Here is a 14,465-nt window from a genome sequence, read left to right on the forward strand (position 1 = left end):
GCGCCCCGGGCGTGGAACCCCGCGAAAGGACGCGGCTGCATGCGCCGGCCCGCCTCGTGCTACCTGCGCCCTCGCGTCTTCTTCGCGAGAGGTGACTTCCGCATGGCTTCCATCCTCCTTCGTGCCCGCCGGTACCTGCTGGTGGGCCTGGCCGCGCTCGGCTCCGTGTCCACCGCCCACGCCGAGCCCGGCATCCGCATCCTCAACTCGCTGTCCACCGCGGACCTGGCCTTCAACGCGCTCACCACCAACTCGCGCGCGCTCGAGTCGCTCAACAGGCTGCCGCTCACCACGGACGTGTTCGCCCGCGAGCCGACGCTCAAGAACCAGCTGGAGGACCCGGCCGCCCGCAGCGTCATGCACTACCTGATGGGCTGCGCGCTGGGCCCCCAGGACGTCATCGAATGGAAGAGCCGCGCGGGCGAGCTGCACGTCTTCACGGGCGAGGCGAACCTGTGCCCCGAGTGGGCCACGGGCGCCCCCACCTCCCAGTGCCTGGGCTACGTGACGGCGTGCCTGCTGGCGCGCAACAACGCCTACGGCACCGTGGTGGAGATCTCCATGCGCGGCGAGGACCCGAACGAGCCGCTGCGCTTCAACCCCTCCGGCGACCCGAAGGCGTGGAGCCCCCTGTTCCTGCCCTGCGACAAGGGCGGCACCGGCGTGCGCCCCGAGTGCGGCTGGGTGGGCGAGGGCGTGGGGGCGTGCACGCCGGGCCTGGTGGTGACGGTGGGGACCGGCGGGCCCTTCCCGGACACCTGCACCGGCACCATCGGCACCAGCTCCGGCCGCCGCGTGCTGCGCGTGTGCGAGGACCCCTGGGGCTGCACCGCGCGCACGGCCCTCGCCATGTCGGACCAGGACCGGTGCGGCGGCACCGCGCCCGCGGCCACCTTCAAGTGCCCGGAGAGCGGCCAGTACAGCCTCATGTCCGCCGCGTATGACCGCGCGGCGCTGCCGGGGACGTGGATGCGGCCCGCGGTGACGAGCGGCCGCTTCCCGTCCGCGGCCTTCGGCGCCTTCACCTTCCGCGAGGGCGCCTTCTTCGGGAACATGTTCGACCCGAAGGGGCTCAACGTCGAGGTGACCCTCAACCAGGACACCTTCCAGCCCATGCTGAGCAAGCCCGGCTTCAGCGGCTTCCCCTACACGGACGTGCACGCGTGCTTCGGCAAGGACTGGGTGGCGGGCGACGTGCACCTCGAGGCGCGCATCTGCGCCAACGCCGTCGTCGGCCGCGACGAGGCCCATGGCTGCCTCGCCCGCACCGTGGGCCCCTGCGAGTCGGGCAGCCGCAGCAGCCTCGCGCCCCGCTGCCGCGTCAACGACGGCCCCCAGGTCCAGGGCGACGGCGACTTCGAGGGCTGCACGGACGGCGACGGACGGAGCCAGCCCGCCCCCATCACCACCTTCCTCAACAGCGCCTGCGACGCGCTGCCGGGCGGCGACCGCCAGTCCTGCGGGGTGAAGTGCGACTACAGCGTCAATCCGCCCATCTGCAAGAAGGGCTGTGAGCCCCGCTCCTCCAGCGAGTGCGTGGCCCTGCTCTGCCAGAAGATGCCCTCGCTCTGCGGCAAGAAGTAGCCACGGCCCTCGGCCGCCCGGGAGGGTCCGTCCACACCTCCCGGGCCCCCGCCGGGCGCCCCACTCCCGGCCGAGGGGGAGGCGACGATTCATACACCCTGGGTGTATGAATAAAGCAGGCGGGGAGCCGTCGGGACTCGTGCTGGCTCGTTCCCGCCGCCGCCGAGGAGTCCACCGTGTCCCCCTTTCGTTCCATCCTGAGTGTCGCGCTCGTGCTGGGGCTCGTGCTGGGCGCCACGCCCGCCGAGGCCCGCTTCGGCAAGCGCGCCCGCCCGAACGACTCGAGCCAGGGCAACGACTCCGGCAAGGACGAGCACGAGGCCTCGGCGATTGGCGACGACGACGATGACCGGGACGACGACCGGGATGACCGGCCCCGCCGCCGTCGCCGCTCCAACGTGAGCCACGCCAGCGACGACGCCGAGCACGTGGTGAACAGCATCGCCTTCTTCGCCTTCCTCTTCGGCGGCGGCAACCACCGGCTGTCGCTGACGGAGCCGGGCTACCGGGGCGAGCTCCGCCAGGAGCGCCACGCCGCGCCCCTGTCCTTCCGCGTGGGCTTCCAGGCGGGCCCCATCAACGAGGGCGGCGCGGGCGACCTGTTCCTCGGGCTGGAGGGCCGCCGCATCGGCCTGGACCTGCGCGCCACGGGCATCGCCGTGGACGCGGACGACGGCTCCGACGACACCGACGACATCACCCTCCTGGAGGCGCACCTGACGTGGGCCTTCGTCTCCCTGGAGCGGGTGCGGGTGCGCGCCGAGGCGGGCGTGAGCACCGCCAAGGCGCCGGACGTCTCCTTCGTGGGCATGAGCCTGGGGGTGTCCATGGAGGCCTGCCTCGTGGGCCCGCTGGACTTCGAGGCCCGCGCGCAGGTGACGCCCTTCCCCTACCGCCAGGTGGACTCGAGCGCCGCGCTGGCGCTGCACCTGGGCGCGGTGGTGCTGCGCGGCGGCTACCGCGGCCTGCTGCTCGACGACGCGGGCCAGTCCGGCGACGGCATCGTGCACCGCGACAGCTTCCACGGCCCCTTCGTGGGCCTGGGCCTCACCTACTGACGGACGCGGACCGGGCGCGAAGCGCCCGACGCAACGGGCGCCTCGCGCGGGCAGTGCTCGCGCGCCACGGTCAGCAGGTCCTCGAGCCGCACCGGCTTGCGCACCAGGGCCACCACGCCCGGCGGACGCGCCCCCGGGTGGGCATCCATCCCCACCACCCGCGAGCCCTCGAAGCACGCCTCCTTCCCCAGCGCCTCCAGCATCGCCCGGCCGCCCACGCGCGCCAGCTCCAGGTCCACCAGGACGAGGCACGGCGTCTCCAGGGCGCGCAGCACGCGCAGGCCCTCGTGGCCGTTGATGGCCATGGCCACCTCGTAGCCCTCGTCCTGGAGCGCCTCCGCCATGGCCCCTCGGACGTCCGGGTCCTCCTCCACGAGCAGGACGGTTGGCTGAATCACCGAGTGGGTCACGTCCGCCACCGTAGTGCCTCCCTCGCCTGCTCGCACGGGTCCGCGCCGCGCGCGGCCCGGCAGTGTCGGGCCATGAGCATCCGCCTGTCCGCGGCGGGCGGATGTGCACGGTCCACGTAGCACCTCGGGCTGACGACGTTCGTACAGCCCACGCCGGCCAACGCCGCCGCCCGCCCAGGGGGCCATGGCCGCCCACGGAGTGGAGCCCTTCAATGTCGCTCCCCCGTCGTGCCCTCCGTGGAAGAGGAGTAGGACCTTGCCGTCAACGAAGTCCCTGTTGGGCTCCGCGCTCGCCGCGAGCCTCCTGTGGGGCTCCGCCCCCGCCGAGGCCCGCTTCGGCAGGCGCGCCCTCCCACCGCCCCCTCCCACCGAGGACACCGCGCGGCCCCCCCCATCCACCGCGCCTTCCGCGCCGTTCGTCGCCCAGGAGACGACGGAGGACGACGACCTGGAGCGGAAGCGGGACGCGCCCCGCCGCCGCCGCCCCCGCCGGGCGCGCCGCGGCCCCACCGTCACCGCGGGGGCCAGCGCCACCAGCAAGCCCGAGACGGGGCTGCACGCGTCCTCGCGGATGGGGCGCTCGCGCTACGGCCCGGTGCCGCTCCTCGTCCGCGTGGGCGTGCAAGGGGACCTGCCGCGCCAGGGCGGCGGCCTGGGCCTCTTCATGGCCATGGAGGGCCGGCGCCTGGGCGTGGACGCGCGCATCAGCGGCCTGACGCTGCGGGAGGACGCGGACCCCGAGCGGCTGGACCGGCTCACGGTGCTCAGCGCCCGCGCGACGGCGGCCTTGTGGGCCAGCCGCTACGGCCGCCTGCGCGTGGAGGCCGGCCTGGCGAGCGCGCACCTGCCCGGCATCATCTTCGTGGGGCCCAGCTTCGGCGCGTCGTTGGAGGCCTGCATCGGCCGCTCGCCCATGGACATCGAGGCGCGCATGACCGTCACGCCCTTCCCGCAGCGCCAGGTGGACGCGCAGGCGGGGCTCGCCGCGCACCTGGGTGACCTCAACCTGCGCGGCGGCTGGCGCATGCTGTACTTCGGCGACGCGGGGCACCTGGACGGCGTCGAGCACGAGGACACCTTCGCCGGGCCCTACCTGGGCCTGGGCCTCACGTTCTGAGGCCGGAAGCCCGCCGCGCGGAAGAACACGAACGGGGCGACGGGCTCACCGCCCGCGCCCCTTGCACCGGCCCGCTGCCGGGCCGGACACGACGGGCCGGAGCCGCTCCCTCCCTTCGGGAAGAGAGGAGCCCCGGCCCCGGACCTCACTCGTCGGACGCGGCGGCCATGGGCGCAGACGAGCCCCCGCCGCTCATGTCCGCCACGGTGGTGAGGCCACCGCGCTTGCCGCCGCGACGCTTGGGCGGCGGCGCCAGCTTCGGCTGCGTGCCGAACAGCCGCTCGTAGGTGTCCGGCGTGTTGATGTTCACGATGACACCCGGGTCCTTCATGGGCACCCGGCGCACGCGCATGCCCTTCAGCGCCGCCTCCAGTTGCTCCATGTCCGCGCCGCGCAGCTTCTCCACCGCGGCGCGCGACAGCATCACCGGCCAGCCCGGCGCGCCGTCGAACTCCGGACGCAGCACCTCGTCGGAGTCGCTCATCAACTTGAGGAGCGACTTCACCGTCGTCGCGCGCAAGGCCGGCATGTCCACCGGGTGCAGCAGCACCACGTCCGCCCCGGCCTCCATCGCCGCGTCGAGCCCCACCTTCACGGAGGCCATCTGGCTGTCACGCCAGCGCTCCGCCTCCACCAGGTCCAGCCCCGGGTGCTGCTCGCGCACCGCCTCCGAGTCCTTGCCCACCACACCCAGCACCTGACTGTTCGCCTTGCCGAAGGTCGACGCCAGCGACTGAAGGAAGCTCTTGTCGCCTTCGTGCAGGATGAGCGCCTTGGGGTGGGCCATCCGCCGGGCCTCGCCCGATGCGAGGATGATCGCCACTGCCTTCATACCAAGCCTCCTCCATCCCCCGGGGAATCGATGTCCGCAGGCCCGGGTCCACCGACAACAGGCTGTGGCCTGCGCGAGGGATTTTTGAGCCCGCCCCTCGGTGCGAGCCCCCGCGCCGTCACTTCACGCTTCGCCGCGCCGCGGCGAACCACCGCTCGCCTCCACGTGCTTCCCGCCCGCCCGTCCCGGCTCAGTGCAGCCAATGCGACGCGGGCGCGGACAGCAGGGGGGCTCGCGAGCTCCCCGTCGTTTCTTCCGCCTCCACCAGCACGCGGACGGTCAGAATTTCAGCCAACCGCGCCAGCGGCGCGAAACGCGACAGCCGACACAGCTCGTCCTCGGACACCTCGCCCAACCACGCTCCGTCCCGGCCGTCCACCACTGACAGCACGTGTGCTCCATGACGCTGCATCACCTGGAGCGCGGAGAGCACGGTGTCCTCGGGGAAGAGCGTCACCGCGCGGGCGACGAGGGTCTCGAAGTCGGGGCTGCTGCACATCGTCACGGATTTCCTCCGGAAGTCCTGGCGCCAGCGCGCCGATGATCCACCCCGTAGCAAGGCCCTTGCCGAGCCGCGGCATGCGGCAATCTCGCGCGCCGACACAACCCGGGCGGGAGATCCGCCGATAATCCCCGGGACGTGCCCCACCCTCGTCGTCGCGTCCCCTCCGCGGAGCCATCTCGATGAGCATCAAGTCCCTGCCCTCGACCACGACTGCCACCCCCAAGCGCGCCGTGGAGACCCCGCCGCAGCGCAAGGCGGAGGCGCCCCAGGGCAACCTGCTCGCCCGCCTGGGGGAGGGGCTCCAGAACGTCGCGCGCAAGGTGGACCAGAAGCTGGACCAGGTGGTGGACGGCTTCGAGGCGAAGCTGCCGGACCTGGGCAAGCTGGGCCTGCCGCAGCTGGCCGGCACCGGCGGCAAGTGGGGCGGCATCACCCTCACCGGCAAGCCCCTCCAGATTCCGCTCGACAAGCTGCTCCAGGTCGACCTGGGCGACCTGCGCAAGGTGCTCGAGCGCGTCCTCCCGCCGAAGATCGACGACAAGCAGGGCAAGCAGCTCGTCGAGCAGACCCAGTCCTTCCGTGACACGCTGGGTCAGGTCCGTTCGCTGGCGGCGCAGCTGGACATGCTGCCCGCCACCCACCCGCGCTACGCGCAGGTGAAGGCCGCGCTGGAGAAGGCGGAGGGCGAGCTGAAGCAGACCACCGGCTACACCCGGACCACCGCGCCCCGGCCCGGCTCGCTGTGGGTGGACCCGCAGTTCATGGCGAAGGAGGTCCCCAACGGCAGCATCACCGCCAGCAAGTTCCCCACGAACACGCCGGTGACCAAGCCCCCTTCCGCCCTGGACCTGGTCTCCGGCGGCGACGCGAAGAAGGCCGCCGCGTACACCGCGTCCGTGGCCCAGAAGCGCGCGGAGGCGGGCATGCCGGTGCAGGGCGGTGAGCCCCTGGGCGTGCACATGAGCCTGGAGGGCGGCGGCGGCAAGGGCAAGCGCTACGCGGCCATGTTCGCGGAGATGCGCGAGCTGGGCGTGGTGCCGGTGAGCCTGTCGGGCACGTCCGCCGGCTCCATCGCCGCCGCGTTCGCCGCCACGGGCGCCACGCCGCAGCAGATCGAAGACGTGGCCAAGGACCCGCGCCTGGGCCAGCTGTACGACTTCGACCTGGACATGAAGGACGGCGGCATCCTCAACGGCCAGGCCGCGTACGACCTCTTCGACCAGAAGCTGCGCGAGCTGACCGGCATCAAGGACCGGCCCGTCACCTTCGCGGACCTGAAGGTGCCCCTGCAGCTGGTGGCCGCCAAGGCCTACGACTCCGCGCTGGGGCCCGAGGGCTTCAAGAACAACAAGGACCGCATCTTCGTCTTCAGCCAGGAGACGACGCCGGACACGCCCGTGGCGCTCGCCATGCGCGCGTCCATGGCCATCCCCGGCGTCTTCGAGCCGGTGCAGATGGTGGACCCCGTCACCGGCCGCCAGCTGCACCTGGTCGACGGCGGCACGCTCGACAACCTGCCCATGGGCTACGCGAAGAACGACCTGCCGCAGATCGGCGCGTCGCTCTACACCCGCGGCGGCGCGCACCCGTCCCACGGCCAGGCCCAGCCCAAGCAGCTCCCCAAGGGCCAGCTCGACACGGACGACGTGGTCTGGAACGGCTTCAACGGCCTGTCCATGCTGTTCGAGAACGCCACGGAGGCGCAGGACTGGCGCGACAAGACCCAGCCGGGCGCCAACCAGTACATGCTCGCGCTGCCCACCTGGAACCTGGACAATCCCAAGCAGTCCAACAGCGTGCTCGGCTTCGGCTACGACGCCAAGGTGGACCCCACGCTGGACAAGCAGACGCGTCAGGTGACGCAGGACTTCCTGCGCGAGTTCCTCGACGACATGCAGAAGCCCGGCTCGCGCGGCACCAACCTCACCACCAAGGTCCCCGCGAACATGAAGTTCGACGTGCCGGTGGACATCTGGGGCGAGAAGTTCCAGGTGACGTACAACGGCGGGGACACCGTCGTCGCCACCGCGGCCAACGGCAAGCGCCACGAGGTGAAGCTGGGCCGCGAGAAGATCGAATCCATCTGGCTGGACAACCAGACGTTCCACGACATGCCCGCGCAGCTGTCCCACGCGCTCAGCGACGTGCGCAGCGTGCGTCCCTCCTGGTTCCCCTTCTGACGCGCGGTGCGGGGCGTGCGCCCCGGTTGCAACGTTGCACACGCAGATACCTCGACACACCCGGGGCGCCTTGAGGCGCACCCGGGCGCTGTCGCTAGCGTGGTCCGCCTTCATCCCTCCTGAGAGGTCTTGAGATGAGCGCGGAGAACGGGCGGCCCTGGGTGCCGTGGCTGGTGACGGCGTTGGTGGTGTTGCTGGCGGGTGGCGTGCTGTTCCTCGCGCACCGGGGGTCGACGCAGGCGCAGGCGCAGGCGGAGGAGGCGCGCAAGGCGGCGGACGAGGCCCAGGCGCGCGCGCGGGACGCGGACGCCGCGAGGCAGCAGCTGGCGGAGAAGCTCGCCGCGCTGGAGACCGAGCGCGCGCGGCTGACGACGGAGAAGGAGCAGCTGAGCACGGAGAAGGATCAGCTCAGCCAGACCGTGCAGGAGCAGGAGGCGGAGCTGGCCAAGCTCAAGGCCACCTACGACGACCTGCAGGACAAGATGAAGGCGGAGATCGCCGAGGGCGCCATCAAGCTGTCCCAGGCCCAGGGCCGCATCCAGGTGGACCTGGTGGACAAGGTGCTCTTCGACTCCGGCGACGCGAGCATCAGCAAGCGCGGCCAGGAGGTCCTCAAGCGGCTGGGCGGCGTGCTCGCCAAGGTGGACGACAAGTCCATCCAGGTGTCGGGCCACACGGACGACTCGCCCCCGTCGCAGAAGCTGCAGTCCACCTTCCCCACCAACTGGGAGCTGTCCGTGGCGCGCGCCGTCAACGTGGTGCGCTTCCTCCAGGAGCAGGGCAACGTCCCCGCGCGGCGGATGATCGCCGCCGGCTACGGGGAGACGCGGCCCATCTCCGCCAACGCCACCCCGCAGGGCCGCGCGCGCAACCGGCGCATCGAGGTGCTGCTCATCCCCGACCTCACGGCGAAGAAGACCGCCGCCGTGAGGACGGCCCGCGACAGCCGCTAGCTACTTCTTCTTCACCGACTCCAGCAGCTTGCGGAACGACTTCTCCGAGGCCGCCACGGTCTTCTCCGGGCCCGTCAGCTTGAAGAAGACCGCGCCCTCGGGGCCCTCGACGATGGCGCCCAGGAGCCGGTAGCCGGGCTTGGGCGTGGACGGGCCCATCATCGGCCCGCCGCCCGTGTACGTCCCCTTCACGTCCACCGTGGTGACGGGCAGGCCGCCGAGCTTCTCCGCCTTCGTCTTCGCGGCCTTGTCCACCGGCTTGCCGTCCGCCGTCTGGAACTGGCCCAGCCAGCGCTTCACGTTCGCGTCCACCGCGCCGCCCTGCCCCTGCCCGAAGTAGAACACCGCCAGCTCCGCGCCCTCCGTGTCCCCCTTCGCCGCAGGCACCTTGTACGTCGCCGCGCGCATCGGTCGCTCGCCCTGCGCCGCCCACTCCGTCGGCGCCGTCCACGTCAGCCCGCCCGCCTCCTCCGCGGACGCCGCCATCGCCACGCACATCACCAGCACACCCAGCAGTCGGTTCATCCTCGCAGCGTAACGGTGAATGCCCCCGGCGCAGCGTGTCAAAGACATGCGGTGCACTCGCGCATACGCCCCATCCATGCGCGTGAATGGTGACACGACGCGTCAAGTCGGATGGCTTTGAGCCAACCCTTGGACGTGGTACGCCACGAAACAGTTACCTAGTCCTGAAGTCCAAACCTGGACTCGGAGGGGGTTGTACCCATGAGAAAGGCGTTGTTCCTCGGGGCCCTGGCCCTGGGCACCGTAGCGTGTGAGCCCGACATCGCGCAGGACGCGGCGCCGAGCGCGGATGACCTCGTCGTCGCGGAGTTCGACCCGTCTGCGTCCCCGGCCGTGGTGCCGTCGCCCAACGACCTGGCCATCGTGACGCTGCCGGATGGAACGAAGCAGGTGGCCGCGCCGGTCAACCCCGCCACGCCCGCCGCCGAGCAGGAGTTCACGAAGGACTACCTCAACAGCCTCAACGGCTTCCCGACGACGGCCACGGCCGCCACCACGGTGAAGGGGCTCAACCCCGCCACGGTGACCGCGGAGACGGTGAAGTTCCTCGACGTCTACGAAGGCACGCCGCTGGCGAAGCCCGTGACGCCGGTGATCGGCTACCGCGAGGAGACGAACCAGATCACCCTCAACGCCAACGGCGGCTGGCCCAAGGGTGGCCGCTACGCCGTGTTCATCATCGGCGGTGAGAAGGGCCCGAAGACGACCAAGGGCAAGGGCATCATCGGCTCGGCCACCTGGGGCTTCGCCAGCTCCAAGAACTCGCTCGTCACGTGCGAGGACCTGACGGACCCGACCTGCAGCACCGCCACGGAGCTCATCCCCTCCGTCAAGACCGACCCGGCCGAGCGCCTGGCGGACCAGACGAACAGCGCGCTGCGCCTGGAGCAGGTGCGCCGCGCCTACGCGCCCCTGCTGGACGCGGCCGTCGCCAAGTTCGGCGTCGCGCGCGAGGACATCGTCCTGGCGTGGACGTTCTCCGTCGTGAACCAGCCGGAGGCCACGTTCAACCCGGACGTGACGTCCCCCACGCTCGCCATCCCCTTCCCCAACGACCTGCTGCGCGCCAACGGCAAGCTGAACCTGCCCGGCGCGGACCCGTCCACCACCAGCGGCCAGCTCATCGCGGGCCTCAACACGCTGGACGGCTGGTCCACCACGGCGCCCATCATCTCGGAGAACAACGCGGGGCTCGGCGCCATCGACACCGGCTCCAAGCTGGACCCGAACACGCTGGTCGCCGGCAAGAGCGTCCTGCTCATCAAGCTGACGCCGGGCGGCACCACGCCCAAGTACAAGGTCTGCCTCAACTGTGCCTCCAGCACCAAGCGTGACGGCAGCCCCGCGAACCCCGCGCCCGAGCAGCTGCAGATCGTCCCCGAGGTCCCGCTCGACGGCGGCAGCCAGTACGCGGTGGTGATGCTCAAGGGCATCAAGGACACCACGGGCCGCACCGTGGCGACCCCCGCCGCCCAGGCCCTCATCCGCCTGAGCTCGACGCTGGCCGTCAACGGCAAGAGCCAGGTCTCCGCCGTTCCGGACGCCAACGCCGCCGCCCTGGAGCCGGTCCGCGCGGGCATGAAGCCCGTGTTCGACGCGCTGGCCGCCAAGGGCATCGCGCGCAAGGACATCGTCCTCGCCTGGGTCTTCACCACGCAGAGCACCCGCTCCGTGCTGGAGCAGCTCAACGCGGCCCCCAACGCCGTGCCGGCCGACCCCATCTTCCTCCAGGACCAGACGCCGCAGCTCAAGGGCGCCATGGCCGCCTCGAGCCTGGACAACTCCTCCGTGGGTCGCGCCTTCGTGGGCACCTACTACTCGCCCTTCCTGCTGGACGACGTGCAGGGCGCGCTCAACCCCGCGCGCACCGCGCACGCGGACCACGTCCCGTTCTGGCTGTTCCTGCCCTCCACCGCGGCCCCCGCCGGCGGCTACAAGGTGGTGGTCTTCGGCCACGGCCTGACCAGCAACCGCACCGCGGTGCTGTCCATGGTCAACAACTACAACCGCGCGGGCTACGCGGTGGCCGCCATCGACGCCGCCTTCCACGGTGACCGCGCCAGCTGCGCCGGGCTCAACCCGCTGGCCGGCCTGGGCAGCACGCTCGACTCCCCGGACGAGGCCTGCAACGCGCCGTCCACCTGCGACGTGACGCCCAACAGCGCCACCTTCGGCCGCTGCGTGTCCGCGACCGCCGCGCTGGACTGCGACCCGCGTCCCACGGCCGCCACCCCGGGCGACGAGACCTGCCGCGCCGCGAACCAGGGCGTGTGCCTGCCCTCCGGCAAGTGCGAGGGCGGTGACTTCAAGCGCAGCGCCTCCGGCGTGCCGCTCATCTCCGGCTGGAACTACCTCAACCTCACCAACCTGTTCGCCACGCGCGACAACTTCCGCCACTCCGTGGTGGACATCGCGCAGCTCACCCGCATGCTGGCCAGCGACGGCCTCCAGACGCGCCTGTCCGGGGCCTCCGCGGGCACGCTCAACGCCGCCACGGTGGACTACGTGGGCCAGAGCCTGGGCAGCTTCCACGGCACCATGGTCGCGTCCGTCAACACCCGCGTCCGCAACGTCGCGCTGAACGTCCCGGGCGGCGACCTGGTGGACACGCTGCTCCTGGGCCCCGCCTTCGCGCCCCAGCGCAACGGCTTCCTGGACACCCTCGAGGCCCAGGGCCGCGTCTCCGGCACGCCCGCCTTCGATGAGTTCATCGTCCTGGCGCGCACCATCCTGGACCCCGCCGCGCCCCGCAACTACGGCTGGTTCCTGGCGAACGCGCCGTCCGCGCCCGAAGGCCGCAAGGCGTTCATCCAGTACATCACCGGTGACCAGGTCATCCCGAACGCCGTGACGGAGCCGCTCATCGCCTCCGCCAACCGCGACAGCACCAAGACGGTGCAGTCGTACCTGTTCGACCTGCCCTTCCTGCCCGCGCAGGCGCGTCACCCGTTCATGCTCGTCGTCGACTCGTCCGACCCGGGCAACGCGACCCTCAAGGCCGTGCGCGACCAGGCGCAGGGTCAGATCATCGAGTTCTTCAACACGGGCGTCGCCCCGCAGCCGTAGCGGATGATCGGCAAGAGAGGACCTATTTCCATGAAGAAGACACTGTCCCTCGTCACACTGCTTGCCGCCGGTACCACCCAGGCCGCGGGCTTCCAGATCAACACCCAGAGCGCCCGCTCCACGGGCATGGGCAACGCGGCGGCCGCGTGGCTGGACGACTCGTCCGCCATCTACTCCAACGCCGCCAACATCCTCGGCGTGAACAAGCTGGACGTGCAGGTGGGCGACACCGGCATCCTGCCCGGCATCAAGTTCACGCCCGTGGGTGGCGCCGAGCAGGGCCAGAAGACGACGCTGTCGCCTCCTCCGCACCTGTTCTTCGTCTACAAGCCGGTGGAGAAGGCCGCGTTCGGCGTGGGCGTCTACACGCCCTTCGGCGCGCGCAGCCGCTGGGAGGACGGCTTCATCGGCCGCTTCCGCGCCGAGGAGTCGGCGCTGGCCGTCTACAACATCAACCCCACCGTGGCGTACCAGCTCCACGAGCGGTTCCGCTTCGGCGCGGGCCTCAACATCTACCGGGGCACGCTCGAGCTGAAGCGCGCGCTGAACTTCGTGGACTCCGAGGGCACCGTGCACCTGGGCGGCGCGTCCTGGGGCTGGGGCTACAACGTCGGCGTGCAGGTGGACGTCCTCCCCAAGGTGGTGACCTTCGGCCTGCACTACCGCAGCGCCGCGGACCTCACCTTCAAGGGCGACGCGGACTTCCAGAACGTCCCCACGGAGTTCCTGTCCCGCCTGCCGGACACGCGCGTGCAGGGTGACGTCACGCTGCCCGCCACGGTGGCGGCCGGCATCTCCGTGACGCCGATGGAGAACCTGCGCATCGCCTTCGACGCCAACTGGGTCGACTGGTCCAGCTTCCAGGAGCTCGCCATCGAGTTCCCGGACAACCCGGCCATCAACAACCCGCTGCCCAAGCGCTGGCACGCCAAGTGGAACTACCACCTGGGCGCCGAGTACGGCGTGACGCCGGACCTCCAGGTGCGCCTGGGCTTCATCCTCGACCCGGCCCCGACGCCGGGCGGGACGCTGACGCCGGACCTGCCGGACGCGAACCGCTTCGGCGTGTCCGCGGGCCTGGGCTACAAGTGGCAGGGCCTGCGCGCCGACCTGGGCTACCAGTTCGTCAGCCTGGCCGACAAGGAGAGCTACGCGCCGGGCATCAGCGGCACGTACAACGGCTCCGCCCACGTGCTCGGCGTGACGCTCGGCTACGGCATGTAATCGTCCGGCACCTCACCGGACTCCCCGTCGCCCGGGTCTCCACCAGGAGGCCCGGGCGTCGTCGTTCCAGGCCTCCCGCGCGCGCGGGCCGCTTCAGTCGCTGAGGGCGCGCACGCGCTCGGCCAGGTTGTAGGTGAACAGCTTGTAGATGCGCAGGGCGGCGTGCTCGTGCGTGTCCAGGTAGTGCTGGAAGTCGGCGCGCGTCACCCGCAGGCCACGCACCGCCGTGCTCGTGCGCACGAGCGCGGAGGCGGGGCCGTCCAGCAGCAGGGAGATTTCGCCCAGCCACGCGCCGGGCCCCAGCGTGTTGAGCCGCCGCGCCTCCGGCCCCGGCCCGCTGAAGACCTCCACCGAGCCCTCCAGCAGCACGAGCAGGCCCAGGCCGCGCGCGCCCTTCTCCAGCACCGTCGTCCCCGCCGGGACGAGCACCTGCTGCGCCATGCGGAACAGGTCCTTCATGTCCTCCAGCGCCAGCTCCCCGAAGATGGGGATGGCCTTGAGGTACTCGTAGCCGTCCGACTGCGGCGCGGCGCGCTCGGGCGCCGGCGCGCTCTCCACGCCCAATCCCAGACGCCGCAACAGGCGCAGGTGCTCCGCCTCCAGCACCTCGTCCTCGCGCGCCCCGCCCGACTCCTGGCGCGCGTCCGCCAGCAGCACCAGCGCGCGCCAGGACTCGCCCTGCTCGTCGAGCAGCGCGCACATGCGCAGCACCGCCTCGCGGCGCCGGGGATGCTCGGGCCCCACGCCGCGCAGCGCCTCCAGCTCCGCGTGGGCGTTGCCCAGGGAATGATAGACATCCGCGGCCTCCAGCGGCCGCTGCAGGCGTGTGAGGCATTGGGCCATGGACTCGCGCGCGTCGAGCGCCTGGTACAGCTCCAGCGCCCGCTCCAGCGCGCCGGCCCGCTCGAACGCCGCCGCCGCGCGGGCGCGCTCCCCGGCGCGCAGCCACGCCTCCGCGGCCGGCAGCAACGCGTCCGCCTGTTCGTGCAGCGCCGCCGCCGCCGCGTCCGC

At 71.7% G+C, this 14,465-nt stretch carries 12 protein-coding genes; 7 read left to right on the forward strand and 5 right to left on the reverse strand.

Annotated elements, in window-relative coordinates; translation table 11 throughout:
- The first annotated feature begins 102 nt into the window (after positions 1–102).
- On the forward strand, positions 103–1,584 hold the full coding sequence (locus tag LZ198_RS40560; RefSeq protein ID WP_253977542.1) for a hypothetical protein: 1,482 nt from the start codon (positions 103–105) through the stop codon (positions 1,582–1,584).
- A gap of 176 nt (positions 1,585–1,760) precedes the next feature.
- On the forward strand, positions 1,761–2,642 hold the full coding sequence (locus tag LZ198_RS40565; RefSeq protein ID WP_253977543.1) for a hypothetical protein: 882 nt from the start codon (positions 1,761–1,763) through the stop codon (positions 2,640–2,642).
- On the opposite strand, the gene LZ198_RS40570 is transcribed toward LZ198_RS40565, so the two are convergent.
- Positions 2,636–3,040, reverse strand: coding sequence for a response regulator (locus LZ198_RS40570; RefSeq protein ID WP_253977544.1), 405 nt, complete (start codon positions 3,038–3,040; stop codon positions 2,636–2,638). The genes LZ198_RS40565 and LZ198_RS40570 overlap by 7 nt on opposite strands.
- Positions 3,041–3,308: 268 nt before the next feature.
- Between LZ198_RS40570 and LZ198_RS40575 the strand changes: the two genes are divergently transcribed.
- The gene (locus LZ198_RS40575; RefSeq protein WP_253977545.1) at positions 3,309–4,169 is read left to right on the forward strand and encodes a hypothetical protein; all 861 of its coding nucleotides are present in this window, start codon (positions 3,309–3,311) and stop codon (positions 4,167–4,169) included.
- Between the two features lie 145 nt (positions 4,170–4,314).
- On the opposite strand, the gene LZ198_RS40580 is transcribed toward LZ198_RS40575, so the two are convergent.
- Both LZ198_RS40580 and LZ198_RS40585 read right to left on the reverse strand, forming a co-directional pair.
- The gene (locus LZ198_RS40580) at positions 4,315–5,001 is read right to left on the reverse strand and encodes a nucleotidyltransferase family protein (protein WP_253977546.1); all 687 of its coding nucleotides are present in this window, start codon (positions 4,999–5,001) and stop codon (positions 4,315–4,317) included.
- Positions 5,002–5,191: 190 nt separating this feature from the next.
- Entirely contained in the window at positions 5,192–5,500 is a 309-nt protein-coding gene (locus LZ198_RS40585) for a hypothetical protein (protein WP_253977554.1), read from the reverse strand.
- A gap of 185 nt (positions 5,501–5,685) precedes the next feature.
- Between LZ198_RS40585 and LZ198_RS40590 the strand changes: the two genes are divergently transcribed.
- The gene (locus LZ198_RS40590; protein WP_253977547.1) at positions 5,686–7,686 is read left to right on the forward strand and encodes a patatin-like phospholipase family protein; all 2,001 of its coding nucleotides are present in this window, start codon (positions 5,686–5,688) and stop codon (positions 7,684–7,686) included.
- Between the two features lie 134 nt (positions 7,687–7,820).
- Entirely contained in the window at positions 7,821–8,639 is an 819-nt protein-coding gene (locus LZ198_RS40595) for an OmpA/MotB family protein (RefSeq protein ID WP_253977548.1), read from the forward strand.
- On the opposite strand, the gene LZ198_RS40600 is transcribed toward LZ198_RS40595, so the two are convergent.
- On the reverse strand, positions 8,640–9,164 hold the full coding sequence (locus tag LZ198_RS40600; protein ID WP_253977549.1) for a hypothetical protein: 525 nt from the start codon (positions 9,162–9,164) through the stop codon (positions 8,640–8,642).
- Positions 9,165–9,365: 201 nt separating this feature from the next.
- Here LZ198_RS40600 and LZ198_RS40605 point away from each other — a divergent pair, with 201 nt between their 5' ends.
- Together LZ198_RS40605 and LZ198_RS40610 are read left to right on the forward strand one after the other, a co-directional pair.
- On the forward strand, positions 9,366–12,230 hold the full coding sequence (locus LZ198_RS40605) for a hypothetical protein (protein WP_253977550.1): 2,865 nt from the start codon (positions 9,366–9,368) through the stop codon (positions 12,228–12,230).
- Between the two features lie 30 nt (positions 12,231–12,260).
- Positions 12,261–13,454, forward strand: a complete 1,194-nt coding sequence (locus tag LZ198_RS40610; protein ID WP_253977551.1) for an OmpP1/FadL family transporter — start codon at positions 12,261–12,263, stop codon at positions 13,452–13,454.
- Positions 13,455–13,547: 93 nt separating this feature from the next.
- On the opposite strand, the gene LZ198_RS40615 is transcribed toward LZ198_RS40610, so the two are convergent.
- On the reverse strand, positions 13,548–14,465 hold a 918-nt coding region (locus tag LZ198_RS40615; RefSeq protein ID WP_253977552.1), incomplete at its 5' end, for a cyclic nucleotide-binding domain-containing protein.

Origin of the sequence: Myxococcus dinghuensis (genome assembly GCF_024198235.1) — a bacterium.
Classification (GTDB): domain Bacteria; phylum Myxococcota; class Myxococcia; order Myxococcales; family Myxococcaceae; genus Myxococcus; species Myxococcus dinghuensis.